Source organism: Streptomyces parvus (assembly GCF_014648875.1).
Lineage (GTDB): Bacteria > Actinomycetota > Actinomycetes > Streptomycetales > Streptomycetaceae > Streptomyces > Streptomyces parvus.
The window spans coordinates 529,663-546,419 of record NZ_BMRY01000003.1 but is presented as its reverse complement, the minus strand read 5'-3'; the positions used below and the strand labels follow the sequence as shown (position 1 = coordinate 546,419).

At 70.9% G+C, this 16,757-nt stretch carries 17 protein-coding genes; 4 read left to right on the top strand and 13 right to left on the bottom strand.

Annotated elements, in window-relative coordinates; genetic code table 11:
• Nucleotides 1–111: 111 nt before the first annotated feature.
• Nucleotides 112–1,362, bottom strand: coding sequence for an RNA-guided endonuclease InsQ/TnpB family protein (locus IE140_RS12790; protein WP_229826764.1), 1,251 nt, complete (start codon nucleotides 1,360–1,362; stop codon nucleotides 112–114).
• Nucleotides 1,363–1,656: 294 nt separating this feature from the next.
• Between IE140_RS12790 and IE140_RS12785 the strand changes: the two genes are divergently transcribed.
• Complete coding sequence (locus tag IE140_RS12785) at nucleotides 1,657–2,769, top strand: DUF6183 family protein (RefSeq protein ID WP_150194574.1); 1,113 nt, start codon at nucleotides 1,657–1,659, stop codon at nucleotides 2,767–2,769.
• Between the two features lie 9 nt (nucleotides 2,770–2,778).
• Here the strand turns inward: IE140_RS12785 and IE140_RS12780 are convergent, their stop codons facing one another.
• The 4 genes from IE140_RS12780 to IE140_RS12765 form a co-directional block, all read right to left on the bottom strand.
• A complete protein-coding gene (locus IE140_RS12780; RefSeq protein WP_150194572.1) occupies nucleotides 2,779–3,390 on the bottom strand; it encodes an SMI1/KNR4 family protein in 612 nt (203 codons plus the stop codon).
• Nucleotides 3,391–3,533: 143 nt separating this feature from the next.
• On the bottom strand, nucleotides 3,534–4,535 hold the full coding sequence (locus IE140_RS12775) for a CU044_5270 family protein (RefSeq protein ID WP_167533480.1): 1,002 nt from the start codon (nucleotides 4,533–4,535) through the stop codon (nucleotides 3,534–3,536).
• Entirely contained in the window at nucleotides 4,532–5,161 is a 630-nt protein-coding gene (locus IE140_RS12770) for an RNA polymerase sigma factor (protein ID WP_229826763.1), read from the bottom strand. Before IE140_RS12770 ends, IE140_RS12775 begins: the two co-directional genes overlap by 4 nt.
• A gap of 276 nt (nucleotides 5,162–5,437) precedes the next feature.
• Nucleotides 5,438–6,721: an adenylosuccinate synthase gene (locus tag IE140_RS12765; RefSeq protein ID WP_026237801.1), complete on the bottom strand. Its 1,284-nt coding sequence runs from the start codon at nucleotides 6,719–6,721 to the stop codon at nucleotides 5,438–5,440.
• 186 nt (nucleotides 6,722–6,907) lie between these two features.
• On the opposite strand from IE140_RS12765, the gene IE140_RS12760 reads away from it, so the two are divergent.
• From IE140_RS12760 to IE140_RS12750, 3 genes are all read left to right on the top strand, one after another.
• Entirely contained in the window at nucleotides 6,908–7,792 is an 885-nt protein-coding gene (locus tag IE140_RS12760; protein ID WP_128806238.1) for a diacylglycerol kinase family protein, read from the top strand.
• 49 nt (nucleotides 7,793–7,841) lie between these two features.
• Entirely contained in the window at nucleotides 7,842–8,114 is a 273-nt protein-coding gene (locus IE140_RS12755) for a DUF1876 domain-containing protein (protein ID WP_006126332.1), read from the top strand.
• 104 nt (nucleotides 8,115–8,218) lie between these two features.
• A complete protein-coding gene (locus tag IE140_RS12750; protein ID WP_150194591.1) occupies nucleotides 8,219–8,554 on the top strand; it encodes a hypothetical protein in 336 nt (111 codons plus the stop codon).
• A 23-nt stretch (nucleotides 8,555–8,577) separates the two neighbouring features.
• Here the strand turns inward: IE140_RS12750 and IE140_RS12745 are convergent, their stop codons facing one another.
• From IE140_RS12745 to IE140_RS12710, 8 genes are all read right to left on the bottom strand, one after another.
• Entirely contained in the window at nucleotides 8,578–9,783 is a 1,206-nt protein-coding gene (locus tag IE140_RS12745; RefSeq protein ID WP_032776773.1) for a cytochrome P450, read from the bottom strand.
• Between the two features lie 53 nt (nucleotides 9,784–9,836).
• Entirely contained in the window at nucleotides 9,837–10,505 is a 669-nt protein-coding gene (locus IE140_RS12740) for a response regulator (RefSeq protein ID WP_006126329.1), read from the bottom strand.
• Nucleotides 10,502–11,842: a sensor histidine kinase gene (locus IE140_RS12735; protein ID WP_093435586.1), complete on the bottom strand. Its 1,341-nt coding sequence runs from the start codon at nucleotides 11,840–11,842 to the stop codon at nucleotides 10,502–10,504. Before IE140_RS12735 ends, IE140_RS12740 begins: the two co-directional genes overlap by 4 nt.
• Nucleotides 11,843–11,950: 108 nt before the next feature.
• Nucleotides 11,951–12,778, bottom strand: coding sequence for an NAD(P)H-binding protein (locus tag IE140_RS12730; protein WP_150194568.1), 828 nt, complete (start codon nucleotides 12,776–12,778; stop codon nucleotides 11,951–11,953).
• A gap of 144 nt (nucleotides 12,779–12,922) precedes the next feature.
• Entirely contained in the window at nucleotides 12,923–13,846 is a 924-nt protein-coding gene (locus IE140_RS12725) for an alpha/beta hydrolase family protein (protein WP_150194566.1), read from the bottom strand.
• A 219-nt stretch (nucleotides 13,847–14,065) separates the two neighbouring features.
• Complete coding sequence (gene kynU, locus IE140_RS12720; protein ID WP_150194564.1) at nucleotides 14,066–15,316, bottom strand: kynureninase; 1,251 nt, start codon at nucleotides 15,314–15,316, stop codon at nucleotides 14,066–14,068.
• Nucleotides 15,309–16,157: a tryptophan 2,3-dioxygenase family protein gene (locus IE140_RS12715; protein ID WP_032776769.1), complete on the bottom strand. Its 849-nt coding sequence runs from the start codon at nucleotides 16,155–16,157 to the stop codon at nucleotides 15,309–15,311. Before IE140_RS12715 ends, kynU begins: the two co-directional genes overlap by 8 nt.
• A gap of 129 nt (nucleotides 16,158–16,286) precedes the next feature.
• A complete protein-coding gene (locus tag IE140_RS12710) occupies nucleotides 16,287–16,700 on the bottom strand; it encodes a DUF3151 domain-containing protein (RefSeq protein ID WP_093435573.1) in 414 nt (137 codons plus the stop codon).
• Nucleotides 16,701–16,757: the final 57 nt, after the last annotated feature.

Sequence of the window (16,757 nt, the reverse complement as noted above, 5' to 3'; positions counted from 1 at the left end):
ACTCGCCGGACTGGCAGCCAGGATCTGCACTCAAGACCCTGGCAAGGCCGAGCTCGTTCGACAGGTTCGCCCCGAATGGGTCTCCAACCGCTATTTAGTTGAAGTTCCAGGTCAACTACCCGGTCGATGCCGACCAAGTTTGCCGCTCGACCCATCACTGGCTGTGACGGGTTCGGCTGCGTCCTGAACTCTCGCGGTGAGCGCGAGTTCAGGGGCCGTTGACTGGGCCCCGCAGACCCACGCGTACCACCCTCTGTGGGCGATGTTGTGGGACGAGTTGTGGTCCGCGTGCTCAACGAAGCCGCAGGACCTGCATGCGAAGCGGGCCTGGGAGGGCCGGTTTCCGCGTTCGATGTGGTGGCACTGGGAGCATTCCTGGCTGGTGTGGGCCGGGTCGACGTGGATGACCGGCACTCCGGCCCGCTTCGCCTTGTAGGCGATGAAGGAGCCGAGCTGCGCGAAGGGCCAGGAGTGGATCATGACGCGTTGGGGCTTTCTCAGCCGTGCCCGGTCGCGGATGCCCATGAGTTCTTCCAGGGCAATCCCACGACCGGTGCGTTCAGCCTCCGCCACGATCAGCTTGCTGATTTTGTGGTTGATGTCCTTGTTCCGGCGAGCCTCGCGGCCCGCGTACCTCTTCGCCCGCCGCTTCGCGGACTTCGTGCCCTTCTTCTGCAGCTTCGAGCGCAGCTTCCGGTCCCGCTCCCGCTTCCGGTTGATGTTCCGCCCGGAGTGCCGGGAGCCGCCGGAAGTCGCGGCGATATTCACGATGCCCAGATCGACGCCGATGAAGGCAACCGGCTGGGTGTTCTGAGCTGTTTCGGAGATCTCGCAGGTGGCCATCAGGTACCACCGACCGCCCTGGAGGACCAGGTCGGACTCGCCTTTACGGCAGTCGGCCAGGACGGCCAACTGCTCGGTCTTGCCGGTGAACACCACGTTCTTCAACCGTCCCGCGGTGGTCCAGATCGACACGGTGCGCTGCTCGTGCTGCCAGGACAGCATCCGGTCGTCGTACGGCTGGGCCGCCTCAGCCCGGAACGCCACAGGCTTGCCCGAAACCTTGGTGTGACGTTTCGTGCCGGGCTTCCCATAGCGGCCGCCCCGCAGGCCGGCCCTCAACGTGGCGTAGGCGTCACAGGCCTTCTTGATCACGTGCTGGGCAGCCTGTGCGCCGAGCCCCCAGCGCTCCCGGACCGGGAGGTAAGCGTGCTTGCGCAGACTCAGCGGGCGACGCGCATCCTTCTCGAACGCGACCCCGGAGGCCCAGTTCGCCGCCTCGTTGCAGGCATACAGAGTCGCCTCAAGCGCCGCCGCCTGCACGGGCGTCGGCAGCAGCTTCACCCGCACGACCAGCTTCACCCGGCCAACGTAGGACTCCAGCATCGGGTCTACGTCACAACTCTGGGAACCAGACCCGATCCGAGGAGGCATAGAACAGTTGTCCACGCTGTCCAGGCCACTTGGTCTTCATGCCGAAGTGTCGGATTGGATCGTTCACCAACGGCCTCCTCCTCACCCGATGCGAGGAGGTCATGCGGAATGGGTGCGCGGACTTCGGGACAGCTCTGACCGAGTTCAGCGGCGCGAGTGACCCAGAATCCCGGGAGGATCTCCTCGATACCGTCAACGGTACGGCCCTTAGGGTGTTGGCCCGTGGACAACACCGATGACGACTCCCGGCGCTTCTCCTGGCAGACGGCCCAACAGCGCGCCGCCCAGGGCGACTCCCGCCAGGTGGCGGACCTGGCGGTGGAGCTGACGGACCGGATCGACGCCGCCACCAGGAGGACGCGCGATCATCAGCACCAACTGGCCATGCTCGTCAGGGTGCTGGCCATCACCCCGGGCCACGACAGCCTGACCCAGCTGCTCCGGCTGTTCGTTCGTCAGCAGGGCCACGGGGTCGACCTCTCGCCCCGGTTCGTGGCCTCGCTCCTGGCGGAGCACCGGGAGGCGGCCGACCTGGTGGGCCCGCTCTCCGAGCGCGACCCGGAGGGCCGGCTGGACGAGCTGCGCATCTGCCTCTTCCACGAACTGGTCCTGCGGGGCATGGACATGGACGCGTTCCCGAAGACGAGCGACTGGACGCGGGTGATGTACGGCGGCCATCCGCTGGTCTGGCTGCCGCCTCGCCGCAGCGCACTGGAGACCCGGCTCACCTTTCCCAGCCGTTCGATCAACGGCGGCGCACGCTCCGGCGGTTCCCCCCTGCCCGCCGAGGGCCGGGTCGATCCGCCCACTCCTCGTACGGCGGAGCAGTCGGGGTTGGTGGACTCCGCGACCCTCGACCTGCACCAGATGATCATCGCCGCGCCGGAGGCGGGCGGCTGGGGGAACTCCGAGGCCTGGGTCTTCCGGACGGACGAGGAAGTGGAACCGGACCGGGTCCCCGCGCTGCTGCCCACCCTGCCCATGGCATGCGTCGAGGGGCTCGGCACCACGGGCCGCTTCGAGATCGCCCGCCGCCCCGCCGACGCGATCTGGGGCATTCTCTTCGCCACCGCCTCGATGGGCGGCATGGGCCACCACGGGGCGCACGGCGCGTTCGGGCGGCTGTGGGCCTGGAAATCCATGGCGGCCCTCAGCGACGCCCCGGCGGACGCGAGCGCCGAGGAGGTGGAGCACCACGTCCGGCAGACGACGTGGTTCCACTTCGAGTCCGACGCGGAGTGGTTCTGCAACGAGATCCTGGCCGACTACGGCATCGCCGCCCTCTCCCCCGACCGCCGCCGGATCGCCGTACTCGCGGCGACGGACACCGACTGAGGCGAGTTCTCACATGCCGCGCTCTGGGCCGTACGCCTCGCGGGTGCGTTCTCCCGGTCCTGTCGGCAGGTACTCCAGCCAGACAGGGCCGGGGCAGAAGGCCGCGCTGTCCCAGCCCGCCATCTCCTCGCCGTTCAGGTAGCGGTACAGCCACTCGGCGAAGGTCATCGCGTGGCCGGCCCATTCCCCCTCCGCCCCTTGCACCACCACACCGTCGGGAAATCCGTGGACTTCCGGGGCGAGGAAGATGGCGGCTCCCTGGTCCGTGCCGGCGAGCGGGATGAGGCCGTCGGGGGTGCCGAAGGTGATCTCCGGGCGATTGCAGATCACACGGGGATCCTCTGCGGGCGCCAGGTCGTAGGACTCCCACAGGCTCTCCGTCCAGACCCTCGACGTCGACCGGATCTCCTCGCCCAGCTCTCTTCCCGCGCAACCCGGATGAGACGAAAGGTAAAGGTGGCCGTTGAGTTGAACGGGCGCGTAGGCGTCGACGATTGCCTTGTAGTCCGTGGGCAGCCGTCGGCCGAGTTCCTGCTCAAGGCGAAGCCATGCCGCAGGGTCCGCATATCGGTGATGCGCCGGTCCGAGCATGCCGAAGACGGCCTGCAGGTAGTCGGTCATGATTCCTCGGGGATGCTGTCGGGCAATGTCTCGTGCAGCATCGACCACACTCAGTCCATTCCGGTCAGCCGGGTGGGCGAAGCTTCACCGCGTGATCTTCGGCGAGCAGGGCGAACACCCGTCCCGCGAAGGGCCCTCGCCCCTCAGGTGCTCAGTCCGGCCTCGTCGACGATGCCGGTGCCGATGAGGGCCACCGAGGTGACAACGGCACCAGAATTGCCCCAGGCGCTGTCCTCCACAAGGACCGTGCGCTCGCCCAGAAAGCGGGCCGTGTTCCTGTCGAAGATCCACTCGATGCGTTCGCCGTCGTGCGTCCGAGCGACAGCGATACCGCGTCGGCCTGCCGCGTCGACTGCTTCGGGGACGACGTCGACACCAGGAATGAGAGCAGCGGCACGGTAGAGAGCAGCAGTGGTGTCGGGGGGAGCCCCGCCGGTGCGCAGGAGATCTCCGATCGTGACGAAGGCTTCCTGATCCGGTCCCGTCGTGGAGTCGGAGCCGTCACCGTGATTCTTCTCCGCGTCATCGCGGATCAGCTTCAGCAGGGCCTCGGGATCTGTCGGCAAGGCGTCCAGGAATGTGTAGGTCGGAGAGTTCAGGCTGCCTCGCCCCGGAGTACCCGGCAGCAGGACATCGTTGCCGTTCTTGCGTTGCAGCGTCTGTTCACTGCCATCGACCGACGTCCATTCCTCCATACCCTCGTCCTCGCGCAGGAGTTCCATGTCGCCGGCCTTGGTCTCCGACAGCACCGACGTGTGGCCGACCGTCTTGGCATAGGTGTACTGCCCGCCGCGGATCTTCGCATGTGGCGTCTCGGCCGCAGCCAGAGCCGCTCTCTCCAACAGTTGCACCGACGCCGCAGACGCCGGCCTCACGGGGCCGGGAGCAGCGGGCGAACCGGAGCCGAGGCCGAGAACCACGATCGACGCTCCAGCGGCCACTGCCGTGCCCAGCGCCAGGCCCCAACTCCTCCTCACCCGCAGCGGCGTCCGGAAGGGGCGGGACCGCGTCTGACGGTTGATCTCACCGAGGAAATGCGCGCGGCGGGCTTCCACTCGCCCGGGTGCCGGTTCCTCCCAGGGAGGGGAGGGCAGGATCCGGCTCGCCTGCTCACGTTCGGCGTGCTCCCGCTGATCCGGATTCATCGTGTGCTCCCTCTGTGGACTGTGCGGGCCCCGCCTGCCCCGCTCTGCGATATGTGTCCACTGCCCGGCCGCAGTTCCGCAGGAGAGGGATCTGCTCCAAGTTCCTCCTCGACCAGCTTGCGCAGCTTCTGCCTCGCCCGTGAGAGCCGTGAGCGCACGGTGCCCACAGGAAGTCCCAGTGCCTCAGCGGCCGCCGCGTACCCCAGATCGGACCAGACGACCAGCAAGAACACCTCGCGCTCGCTCCTCCTCAAGCCTTGGAGGGCTTTCGTCGCAGCGGCCAGCCGCTGGACGTCGGCCATCTGCCCGACCACCTGCTCCGAGAAGTCAGGCGTCGCTTCCGGCAGTGGCAGACGGGACATCGCCTCCCGGTGCCGACGCGCCGCCCGGGCAGTGTTGCGCATCACATTCGTCGCGATGCCGAGTAACCATGCCCGCACGCTTCTGACCTCCCCACGCAGCTTGTCCCGAAGCCGCCAAGCCTCCAGAAAGGTGAGCGACATGATGTCCTCGGACAGAGCCCGGTCGCCTGTCGTCCGGACCGCATGGGCATAGACGACGCGTGCGTGCTCGTCGAAGATCTCGGCGAACGCAGCCCGATCACCGGACCTGACTCGTTCATGCAAGGGAAGGTCCACAACAACAGGTGTCCGCACAGACGCATCGGTTCCACGTCATCGCGATGAAATCCTCGTCGGCCCCGCACGACGAGCGAAGTGTCGCTGCACGGCTACTCGTTGCTCCTGGCTTGAGCCGGAGCAGTTCGGTGCGGGGGAGAGGGGGCCGGCCGGCGGTTGCACGGACCCCGGCTGAGGCGGGCACGCGACGGCCTGCGGAAAAGCCGTGGGGCCCGGGACCGGATCATCGCGATCCGGTCCCGGGCCCCACGGACACGGCACCGCCTACAGGAACGAGTTGATCTCGATCGTCTCGGTCCGGCCGGGGCCGACGCCGATCGCGGAGATCGGGGCGCCCGACATCTCCTCCAGCGCCTTCACGTAGCCCTGCGCGTTCTTCGGCAGGTCGGAGAAGGTCTTGGCCTTGGTGATGTCCTCGGACCAGCCCGGCAGGGTCTCGTAGATCGGCTTCGCGTGGTGGAAGTCGGTCTGGTTGTACGGGAGCTCCTCGACGCGCTTGCCGTCGATCTCGTACGCCACGCAGACCGGGATCCGCTCCCAGCCGGTGAGGACGTCCAGCTTGGTGAGGAAGAAGTCGGTCAGGCCGTTCACCCGGGTCGCGTACCGCGCGATCGGGGCGTCGAACCAGCCGCAGCGGCGGTCACGGCCGGTGGTGACACCGCGCTCGCCGCCGATACGCCGCAGCGCCTCGCCGTCCTCGTCGAACAGCTCGGTCGGGAACGGACCGGCGCCCACCCGCGTCGTATAGGCCTTGAGGATGCCGATGACGCGGCTGATCTTCGTCGGGCCGACACCGGCGCCGGTGCAGGCACCGCCCGCCGTCGGGTTCGACGAGGTGACGAAGGGGTACGTGCCGTGGTCGACGTCGAGCAGGGTGCCCTGGCCGCCCTCGAAGAGCACGACCTTGCCGTCGTCGATGGCTTCGTTCAGGATCAGGGTCGTGTCGGCGACGAACGGCTTGATCTGCTCCGCGTACTGGAGCATGTCCTCGACGACCTTGCCGGCCTCGATGGCCCGGCGGTTGAAGACCTTGGCCAGGAGCTGGTTCTTCTGCTCCAGGGCCGCCTCCACCTTCTGCTCCAGGATCGACTCGTCGTAGAGGTCCTGGACGCGGATCCCCACCCGGTTGATCTTGTCGGCGTACGTCGGACCGATACCCCGGCCCGTCGTGCCGATCTTGCGCTTCCCGAGGAAGCGCTCGGTCACCTTGTCGAGCGTGACGTTGTACGGAGTGATCAAATGAGCGTTGCCGCTGATCAGAAGCTTGGACGTGTCGACGCCTCGCTCGTTCAGACCGCTCAGCTCGGAGAGCAGGACCGCCGGGTCGACCACGACACCGTTCCCGATGACCGGGGTACAACCCGGCGACAGGATTCCGGAGGGGAGGAGATGAAGTGCGTACTTCTGGTCGCCTACGACGACCGTGTGACCGGCGTTGTTACCGCCCTGGTATCGCACGACATAGTCCACGGATCCACCGAGGAGATCGGTGGCCTTCCCCTTGCCCTCGTCACCCCACTGAGCACCGAGCAGCACAAGTGCGGGCACAGGCGTACACCCCTTCCGGGCGGGGCATGTCCAAGGTCAGGGGGCGTACGTCAAGGTCGTACCTGCCGTACGACGATGTACGGCAAAGCCTGAGCCGTCGAACCGGGTGCCCCGGAATAGACGAAGCCCCTGGCGCAATAGCGCAAGGGGCTCTTGCACCAAGATGCTACCCGAGGAAGGACCGAGGTGTCGGCTGCAGAGCCCCCCGGCGACGGTGACGACCAGCTCCTGGTGGTCATCGACCCGGTCGCCCGCCGGAGTGACGGCGAGTCCGTCCGTATCGCCAAGGACGTGCTGAGCGCCGGTGCGCACGCCAAGATCTGCCTTCCGGACACCCCCGAGGAGTTCGCCCGGGCCCTGTCCCGGCGGGGTGCGCGCCGGCCCGTCGTCGTCGGTGACGACCACGCGCTGCTGCGCGCCGTCGCCCAGCTGCACCGCGAACGGGAGCTGGCCGCCGGCGTCCTCTCCCTGATCCCCGTCGGCGCGGCCCACGCGCTGGAGGTGGCCCACGCCCTCGGTGTCCCCCGGGGGGCTGTGGCGGCCGCCCGGACCGCGCTGGACGGTGCGGTGCGCCGCCTGGACCTGCTGGTCGACGACAGCGACGGCGTGGTCCTGGGCCGCCTGCGCATCCCGGCCCCGCCTCCCCCGCCGCCCGGCTCCGGCACCCCGCACGCGGGCGTCACGGCCGTCTGGGACACCTGCCGGTCGCTGGTCACCTCCCTGGTCCGCCCGGCCCCGGTCGCCGCCTCGACGAACCCGGGCACGCACCGCCTGCGCATCGAGGCGGACGGGGTGCTGCTGAGCGATCTGGACACGCCGGTCCGGGACCTCTCGGTGACCTCCCAGGGCGGCGGGGGCCTCGCCGACGTCGTCGTCCGCACCGGTTCCGGCGAGGACGTGACCGTGGAGGCCAAGGCCGTCACGGTCTCCGGCGCGGACTTCCGCTACCGGGCGGACATACAGACCGGGGGGCCGGTGCGGACCCGGACCTGGACGGTCCGGGCGGGCGCCTGGGGGCTGATGCTGCCGGGCCCGGCGAGCGCGGACGCGGCGGCGGGCGCACGCTGGTAGGAGACGGCCCGGAGCCGTCCCCCACCGCCAGGTCCCGGAGGTGACCGTCATGACCAGGATCGCTGTCGGATGGCACATCGACCTCGAATTCGAGGAGGACACCCACCGCACGCGCGCGGCGGCGCTCGTCCGCCTCTCCGACGGAACAGAGGTACGCGCCCACGGCTACGCCAGCCGCCATCCCTCGGACGCCGACCAGCAGCGGGTGGGCGAGGAGATCGCGGGGGCCAGGGCGCTGAACGAACTGGCGATGAAACTGCTGACCAAGGCGCACGACGAGATCGACGAGGCGTCGGGGCGGAAGTCGTACCCGCTGACGTGATTTCGGGGCGCTGTTTCGGGGGCGCTGCCCCCGTGCCCCCGCTCCTCGATCGCCGGAGGGGCTTGAATGGAACCGCGCCCGCGCCCACCCGCGTCTCCCCGCTCATGGAGACCCGAAGAGAAGCCGTCACCGGCACCGCAGGCTTCGCCACCGCCGTGCTCGGCGCCCTCGTGGGAATCGCGGTCTGGTTCCCGTACGGCAGGCGGGGCCTCTCCGGCGCCTTCGAGGGCGAGACCGCCGCGAGGGTCCTCCTGCTGGGCGTCCCCGTCATGCTTCTCGGCGGGGCGACCGCGGCCCTGGTCCTCTTCTCCCTCGTACGGGGCCGGTGGCGCCCCGCGCTGGGACTGCTCGCCGCCCTCTCCGCCCTCACCGCCTTCGGATACGGCTTCGACGTGCTGGGCGCCCCCCAGGCCCTGGAGGACTGCGGGCCGCCCTGCTGAGCCCGCGCCCCCGGCCGACAGATCTACACCTCCGCCCGCAGCTCCTTCAGCCCCCGGATCACATACCCCGGCTGCCACTCCGGCTCCGCCGTCATCCGCAGTGCCGGCGCCTTCCGCAGCAGCTCCCCGAAGGACGCGGCGAGCTCCAGCCGGGCCAGCGGGGCACCCAGGCAGAAGTGGATGCCCGCGCCGAAGGTGATGTGCGGGTTGTCCGTACGCGACAGATCCAGGACGTCCGGGCGCGCGAACCGCTCCGGGTCCCGGTTGGCCGAGCCGAACAGCAGCGCCACCTCCGCGCCCCGCCCGATCACCTGGCCGTCGATCTCGATGTCGTCCAGCACCCAGCGCTCGAACATCTGCAACGGGGTGTCGTAGCGCAGCAGCTCCTCGATCGCGGTGGGCAGCAGCGCGGGGTCGGCGCGCAGGGCGGCCAGCTGCTCCGGGTGGTGGAAGAGGGTCCGCCAGCCGTTGACGGTGGTGTTCACCGTCGCCTCGTGGCCCGCGTTCAGCAGCAGCACACAGGTGGAGATCATCTCCTGCTCGGTCAGCCGCTCGCCCTCGTCGTGGGCGGCGATGAGCGCCGAGATCAGGTCGTCGCCGGGGTTCGCCCGCCGCTCGGTGATGAGGCCGCGCAGATACGTGGAGAAGTCCACGGAGGCGCGGACGGCGGCGGCCGCCGTCTCCTCCGACGGGTTCAGCTCGAACATCCCGCAGATCGCCGCCGACCAGGGCCGCAGCAGCCCCCGGTCCGCCTCCGGGACACCCAGCATCTCCGCGATGACGGCGACCGGCAGCGGCTCCGCGACCTCCGCCAGCAGGTCACCGCCGCCCTTCGCCACGAACGCGTCGACCAGCTCGGCCGCCAGCCGCCGCACGGTCGGGGCGAGGTTCTCGACCGTACGCGGGGTGAACGCCTTGGAGATCAGCCGCCGGATCCGGGGATGGTCGGGGGCCTCCAGATCGAGGATGCCCTGCCCGTTGAGCGTGGTGAACGGCTCGTGCTCGGGCGGCGGCGGGGTCCGGCCGAACTCCTCGTGGCTGAAGCGGTGCAGATACGTACGCCCGAGCCGCCGGTCGCGCAGCAGGGCCGATACGTCGGAGTGGTGCGGGATCAGCCACTGCCCCGTCGGCTCGAACCAGTGCGCGCGGCCGGCGGCGCGCAGCGCGGTGTAGGCGGGGTAGGGATCGGCGACGAACGCGGGCGACCATGGGTCGAAGGACACGTGCATGGCCCGACGCTACCCGCGCCCGCGCCCGCCGCAAGGGGTCCGGCACGGTCCGGCTACCCCGGAGTGACCAGCCGCGCCTCGTACGCGAACACCGCCGCCTGCGTCCGGTCGCGCAGCCCCAGCTTCACCAGGATGCGGCTCACATGCGTCTTGATCGTGGACTCGGCGACGATCAGATGCGAGGCGATCTCCGCGTTGGAGAGCCCCTGCGCGATGAGGACGAGCACCTCCGTCTCGCGCTCGGTGAGATCCCCGATCCGGGCCAGGGCGGGCGGGCGCGGCGTCTCGGCGAGTTTGGAGAACTCGGTGATCAGGCGCCGGGTGACCGTCGGGGCGAGCAGCGCCTCGCCCGAGGCCACCACCCGCACGCCGTCGGCGAGCTGCCGGGCCGAGGCGTCCTTGAGGAGGAAGCCCGAGGCCCCGGCCCGCAGTGCCTGGTAGACGTACTCGTCGAGGTCGAAGGTCGTCAGCACCAGGACCTTCGCGTCGGCGTCCCGGGCGACGATCTCGCGGGTCGCCTCGATGCCGTTCATCTCGGGCATGCGGATGTCCATCAGGACGACGTCCGGGCGCAGGGCGGCGACCTGGTCGAGCGCCTGCCGGCCGTCCAGCGCCTCGCCCACGACGGTGATCCCGGGCATCGCGTTGAGCAGGACCGAGAAGCCCTCGCGGACCATCATCTGGTCGTCGACGATCAGGACCCGGATGTCGGTGTCGCTCATGCCCGGCCGTCCCGGTCGATGACGACGGTGTCGGCGTTGCCCTCGGCCGCGCCCCCTGACTCGGGGCGCTCCGGCTGCTCGGACAGCGGTACGGGGAGGAACACGGCGACCTCGTACCCGCCGTCGTCCGTGGTCCCGGCCGTCATCTCGCCGTTCAGCATCGCGACCCGCTCCCGCATCCCGGTGATCCCGTGCCCGGCCCCGGGCGAGGGCTTGACCAGGCCCCGCGGGGGTCCGTTGACCACGCGCAGCCCGAGCCCGCCGAGGACGTAGCCCAGCTCGACCCTCGCGGAGGCGCCGGGTGCGTGCCGCAGGCTGTTGCTCAGGGCCTCCTGCACGATCCGGTACGCCGACAGCTCGACGCCCTGAGGCAGCTCGCGGACGGCCCCGGTGATCACCTTCTCCGTCTCCAGGCCCGTCTCGCGGACGTTGTCCAGGAGCCCGTCGAGCGCCGCCAGGGTGGGCTGCGGGGCGTCCGGGGCCTCGTAGTCCTCCGCCCGTACGACGCCGAGGACGCGGCGCAGTTCGGTGAGGGCGGCCACGGCGTTCTCCCGGATGGTGACGAAGGCCTGCTCCAGCTCGGGCGGCGGGTTCTCGACCCGGTAGGGGGCGGCCTCGGCCTGGATCGCGACGACCGACATGTGGTGGGCGACCACGTCGTGCAGCTCCCTGGCGATGGTGGTGCGCTCCTCCAGCAGCGTGCGCCGGTCGCGCTCGACGGCGGTGACCGTGCGCTGCACGGTGACCTCGCGCTCGGCGTCGCGCCGGATCTGGACCACGGCGACGACGAGCAGCGCGAAGGCGGAGAGGGTGACCACGGGCGCGGTGATCGACGGGTCGCCGCCTTCCAGCAGCATCCCGAAGAACAGGGTCAGCAGCCACATCCAGGCCGCGGTACGGGGGCGGGTCCGCGCGGCCACGACCACCAGGACCACCACCTGGGCCATGAAGGCGCTCGGCCCCCACAGCCCGTCGCTGCCGAGGACCCCGCAGAAGACGGTGGCCACCATCGACGCCCAGAACGCGGCGACCGGCCTGATGAGGGTCATCGCCACCGGGATCGCGGGCACGACGCCCATCAGGAAGCGGTACTCCCACTCGGAGAACCCGGCCATCATCACGAGGAAGGCGGCGAACAGCACCAGCGCGTGCGGGGCCCAGACGACGGCCCGCTTCAGCCCGTCGGGCAACCGGCGTATGAACCGCCCCTCCGGCGAGAGGGGCGGCAGCGGGCGGTAGGCGAACACATGGCGGAAGAGGTCTTCCCGCAGGCCGTCCAAGGCACCGGCGGCCGCCCGGAACTCCGGGCTACTGGTCTTCGTCTGGGTCTCGGTCACGCTTCCACGGTAGGCGGCGGCGGACGGCGGGTCGTCACCATCGCTACGGATCCCCGGGCGTCCCCCTCAAGGACTACCCGCCTCCCCCGCACCGCCCCGGGGGCCCGGTCAGGCCTCCGTACGGAAGTGCTCCGCGTGCTCCTCGGCCCACTGCGCGAACGTCCGCGCAGGCCGCCCGGTGACCTTCTCCACCGTGCCGGAGACGGTCCGGCCCTCCAGCGGGGTGTCCCGGTAGACATCGATCAGGAACGCGATCACGTCCTCCCCCATGCCCTGGCCCCGCCAGTTCTCCAGCGCCTGCTCCTCGGTGAGCTCGACCAGCTCCACGTCCGCGCCGCGCGCCACGCCGATGGCCGCCGTCTTGTCCCGGACGGTCAGCACCTGCGGGCCGGTGACCAGGTACTCCTGGCCGCCGTGCCCGTCCTCGGTGAGGGCGACGGCCGCCACCGCGCCGATGTCCGACTCGTGGACCATCGCGCTCAGCCGGTCCACGAACGGTTCGCGCACCGCGCCCTCGCTCCGGATGCCGGGCGCCCACTCCAGAGCGTTCGCCATGAACTCCACCGGCATCACGACCGTCCACGCGAAATCGCTCGCGCGCACCGCCGTCTCCACCGGGGTCTCCCCGCCGCCGTGCAGCACGGTCACCCGCCGCACACCCGCCTCCTCGGCCAGGGCGAGGATCTCGTCAGCGGTCTCCAGCGGGGCGAAGTACTCTCCGCCGAAGGTGATGAGGTGCAGCCCGGTCACCCCGTGCAGCGCGGGAGCCAGCGACGCCGGGTCCGTGAGATCGCCGCCGACGACCTCGACCCCCGCCGGGAACTCCGCCCGCTCCGGGTCGCGGGTCAGCGCCCGGACCTGCTCGCCACGCTCCAGCAGCTGCTCGACCACACGGCGGCCGACCGTTCCCGTGGCTCCGGTCACCAGGATCGTCATGAGGATCTCCTTCGTCGGTTCCACTCCGTCTGAGCGGCAACACGACCAAGGTAGGAACCCTTGCGGACAGCTCCGGTCCTCAATCAGCCCCGTCCGACAGGGAACTCGGGCAGGGAATTCGGGCGGACCATTCAGGCGGAGAATTCACCAGGCGAGCTGGGTGATCTCCTCGGCGACGACGGCGCAGGCGTCGGCGGCCGGATCGATCAGCGGGAAGTGCCCGACGCCGCCGAGCAGCGTCAGCCCGACCGTCTCGCCGGCCTTGCCCGCCGCGTCGACGTACGCCTCGGAGACGGCCTTGGGTACGACGATGTCCTCGACGCCCTGCACGATCGCGGTGGCGATCCCGGTCGGCAGCAGCACCCCGGGGTCGGCGTGCGCCGCCCGGTCCGCGAATGAGGCCTCCCCGCCCAGGAGCTGCGTGACCGCACCGCCGCACACCCCGAGGCCCACCGCCGCCGCGAAGTCCGCGATCGGGGCCAGGGCGACGACCCCGCGCAGCGGCGGCGGGGCGGGCAGCCGCCACGGCGAGCCCTCGGGCAGGACGTGCCGCGCCGCTGCCCAGAGCGCGAGATGCCCGCCCGCGGAGTGCCCGGTGACCACGATCCGCCGCACATCGGCGTCCGGCAGCGCGCGGTCGGCCAGCACGGGCATCGCGTCCAAGGCCGCGGCCACGTCGTCGAAGGTCTCCGGCCAGCGCCCCGCGACCGGGCCCGCACCGGCGGCCCCGGCGCTCTCCTCACCGCCGCGCTGCTGCGGGATGTCGTCGCCGCCGCGCCGGTACTCCACGTTGGCCACGGCGAAGCCCCGGCGGGCCAGGAAGTCCGCGAGCGGGGAGACATGGGCCCGGTCGTACGGGGCCCGCCAGGCGCCGCCGTGCAGGAGGACGACGAGCGGGGCGGCGGTGCGGCCGTCGCGCGGGGCGTAGAAGTCGACGACCTGGTCGGGGTGGTCCCCGTAGGCGGCGGTGGCGTCGGGGGCGACGGGAGGGTGGGCGAACGCCGACGCGCTCTCCGCCTCGTCCCGGGCTCGCGCCGCAGCGTCCGGGGAACCCGGGGAATCCGACATGCCGCTCAACCGTCCTCTGCCCGTGGCCTGTGCCAGTGCCAGTGCCTGTGCTCCGCGCCAGTGCTCTGTGCCAGTGCCTGTGCTCCGCGCCAGTGCTCTGTGCCTGTGTCCTGTGCCTGTGTTCTGTGCCTGCGTCAGGTGCCCAACTGGGTTGACCTGCGGGGACGGTACCAGCACTCGGCACCGTCCCCGCCCGCCCGAACCCCTGTTGACGCGCTGTCAGGCGCCCGCGGTCTCCGCCAGCACCTCGGCCAGAACCCGCGCCGCCCGTTCCGCGTCGGCGAATCCGACGTACAGCGGGGTGAAACCGAACCGCAGCACGTCCGGCCGCCGCAGATCGCCGACGACGCCCCGCTCGATGAGGCGGCGCATCACGGACTCGGCGTCGTCGCAGCGCAGGGCGACCTGGCTGCCGCGTTCGGCGTGCGCGGCCGGGGTGACGGAGGTGACCCGGCCCGCCGGGACGTACGCCTCCACGCACTCCAGGAAGAAGTCCGTCAGCGCGAGGGACTTCGCCCGTACGGCGTCCACCTCCACCCCGTCCCACGCGTCGAGCGCCGCTTCCAGCGTCAGCATGGACACGATGTCGGGGGTGCCGACCCGGCCCCGTGCGGAACCGTCCGCCGGGGCGTAGTCGGGGGTCATGCCGAACGGGTCGGCGTGCGAGTTCCAGCCCGGCAGCGGCGAGTCGAAGGCGGCCTGGTGGCGCTCGGCGACGTACAGGTACGCGGGCGAACCGGGGCCGCCGTTGAGGTACTTGTACGTACAGCCGACGGCCAGGTCCACCCCGTGCTCGTCGAGCCCGACGGGCAGCGCGCCGGCGCTGTGGCAGAGGTCCCACACCGCGACCGCGCCCGCCGCGTGGACGGCGGCGGTCAGCCCCGGCAGATCGTGCAGCCGGCCGGAGCGGTAGTCGACCTGGTTGAGCAGGACCACGGCGGTACGGGGACCGAGCGCGGCCGGTACGTCGGCGGGGGCGACGGGCACGATCCGGTGGCCGGTGAGCCGGGCGGCGGACGCCGCGATGTACCCGTCCGTGGGAAAGGTCGTCGCGTCAACCAGGATCTCGTCGCGTCCCTCGCCCGCGATGCGGGCCGCGGCGACGACGGCCTTGAAGACGTTCACGCTGGTCGAGTCACCGACGACGATCTGCCCGGCGGCGGCCCCGACGAGCGGGGCGATCCGGTCGCCGACCCGCTCGGGCGCGGTCCACCAGCCGCTCTCCTCCCAGGACCGGATGCGCAGCTCGCCCCACTGGCGGGTGAGGACGTCCTGCACACGGGCGGGGACGTGGGCGGGCAGCGCGCCGAGCGAGTTGCCGTCGAGGTAGACGCCGTCGTCGAGCGCGAAGAGTTCGCGGCGGTCGGCCAGCTGATCGGCGGCGTCGAGCTTCAGCGCCCGCTCGCGGAGGGCTTCCGTCGTGGTCGCGGACGCGGTCGTGTTCGTGTTCGTGTTCGTGGTCTCAGACATGGCTGCGCGCCGTCCACAGCTCGGGGAACACGTTCTTCGTGGCGCGCTTCTCCAGCCAGGCGACCCCGGCGGAACCGCCGGTGCCGGTCTTGGAGCCCATCGCGCGACGGGTGGCGACCAGGTGGTCGTTGCGCCAGCGCCACACCAGCTCGCCGACGTCGGTGAGCAGCTCACCGAGGCGGACCAGCTCGTCGTTCTGGTCGTCGGAGGCGTAGATCTCCGCCCACACGGCCTCGACCTCGGGCGACGGCTCGTACCGCTTGGTGAGGTCCCGGGTGGTGACGGCCTCGGGAATGGCGTACCCGCGCCGGGCCAGCAGGGCGAGGGTCTCGTCGTACAGGCTGGGCTCCCCGAGCGCCTTCTCCAGCTCCGCGTACACGCGGGGCGCGCCCCGGTGCGGCACCAGCATGGAGGCGGACTTGTCGCCGAGCAGGAACTCCATCCGCCGGTACATCGCGGACTGGAACCCGGACCCCTCGCCGAGGGAGCTCCGGTAGGAGTTGAACTGGGCGGGGGTGAGTCCGGCCAGCGGCCGCCAGGACTCGTTGAGCGCCTCCAGCTCGCGGAGCGAACGCTTCAGGGCATCGCGCGCGACGGGTATGCGGTCCTCGCGCAGGGCGCGGGTGGCCGTCTCCCACTCATGGACGATGACGGTGAACCACAGCTCCATGACCTGGGTGGTGACCAGGAAGACCATCTCGCCGGGATCGTCCGAGCGCAGGTGCTGGAGGTGGGTCAGGACATCCGCCTGGACGTAGTCCTCGTACGGAGTCGTTCCCGCGAAGTCCAGGTACGGGGTGTCCGCACCGGTGGCTTCGGGGTCGGGGTGGTTGGTCGACATTTCTGTCTCCTCGACACGAGCTTCCGGGTAGCGGTCCGCCCCTTCCGTGAGGTGGTGGAGCTCCGGTCCCCTGCTCGCATACTAAGCCGCTCCCCGCCCGTCGTGCTGGGGCGGGGAGGGCCGAGAAGGTCAGCTCAGGATGTCGGCGGCGGTCGGCGAGGAGTCGCGCAGGAACGTGGTGCAGCGCTCGTGCTCCTCGGTCTCCCCGATCGACCCGGCGGCCCGGGCCAGGGCGTGCAGGGCGCGCAGGAAGCCGCGGTTCGGCTCGTGCTCGAACGGGACGGGCCCGTGGCCCTTCCAGCCGGCCCGGCGCAGGGAGTCGAGGCCGCGGTGGTAGCCGGTACGGGCGTACGCGTACGACTCGACGACCCGGCCGCCCTCGTACGCCTCGTCGGCGAGCTGCGCCCAGGCGAGCGAGGAGGTGGGGTACTTCGCGGCGACCTCGGCGGGCGGGGTGCCGGCGGCGAGCAGCTCACGCGGCTCGGGGTCGTCGGGGAGGTGGGTCGGGGCGGGGCCCCCGAGCAGGTTCTCGTGGATGGACATGGTTCAAGTGTGCCTGCCGTCACGTCCCGGCGGGACCACGGGCCTTTCGTCCGGATC

Coding starts and splice junctions, on each gene's coding strand:
- IE140_RS12780 (WP_150194572.1), bottom strand. CDS start 3,390: ATGACCGACTACCTGCAGGCCGTCTTCGGCATGCTCGGACCGGCGCAT.
- IE140_RS12775 (WP_167533480.1), bottom strand. CDS start 4,535: ATGAATCCGGATCAGCGGGAGCACGCCGAACGTGAGCAGGCGAGCCGG.
- IE140_RS12755 (WP_006126332.1), top strand. CDS start 7,842: ATGACCAGGATCGCTGTCGGATGGCACATCGACCTCGAATTCGAGGAG.
- IE140_RS12750 (WP_150194591.1), top strand. CDS start 8,219: ATGGAGACCCGAAGAGAAGCCGTCACCGGCACCGCAGGCTTCGCCACC.
- IE140_RS12745 (WP_032776773.1), bottom strand. CDS start 9,783: ATGCACGTGTCCTTCGACCCATGGTCGCCCGCGTTCGTCGCCGATCCC.
- IE140_RS12740 (WP_006126329.1), bottom strand. CDS start 10,505: ATGAGCGACACCGACATCCGGGTCCTGATCGTCGACGACCAGATGATG.
- IE140_RS12730 (WP_150194568.1), bottom strand. CDS start 12,778: ATGACGATCCTGGTGACCGGAGCCACGGGAACGGTCGGCCGCCGTGTG.
- IE140_RS12725 (WP_150194566.1), bottom strand. CDS start 13,846: ATGTCGGATTCCCCGGGTTCCCCGGACGCTGCGGCGCGAGCCCGGGAC.
- kynU (WP_150194564.1), bottom strand. CDS start 15,316: ATGTCTGAGACCACGAACACGAACACGAACACGACCGCGTCCGCGACC.
- IE140_RS12715 (WP_032776769.1), bottom strand. CDS start 16,157: ATGTCGACCAACCACCCCGACCCCGAAGCCACCGGTGCGGACACCCCG.
- IE140_RS12710 (WP_093435573.1), bottom strand. CDS start 16,700: ATGTCCATCCACGAGAACCTGCTCGGGGGCCCCGCCCCGACCCACCTC.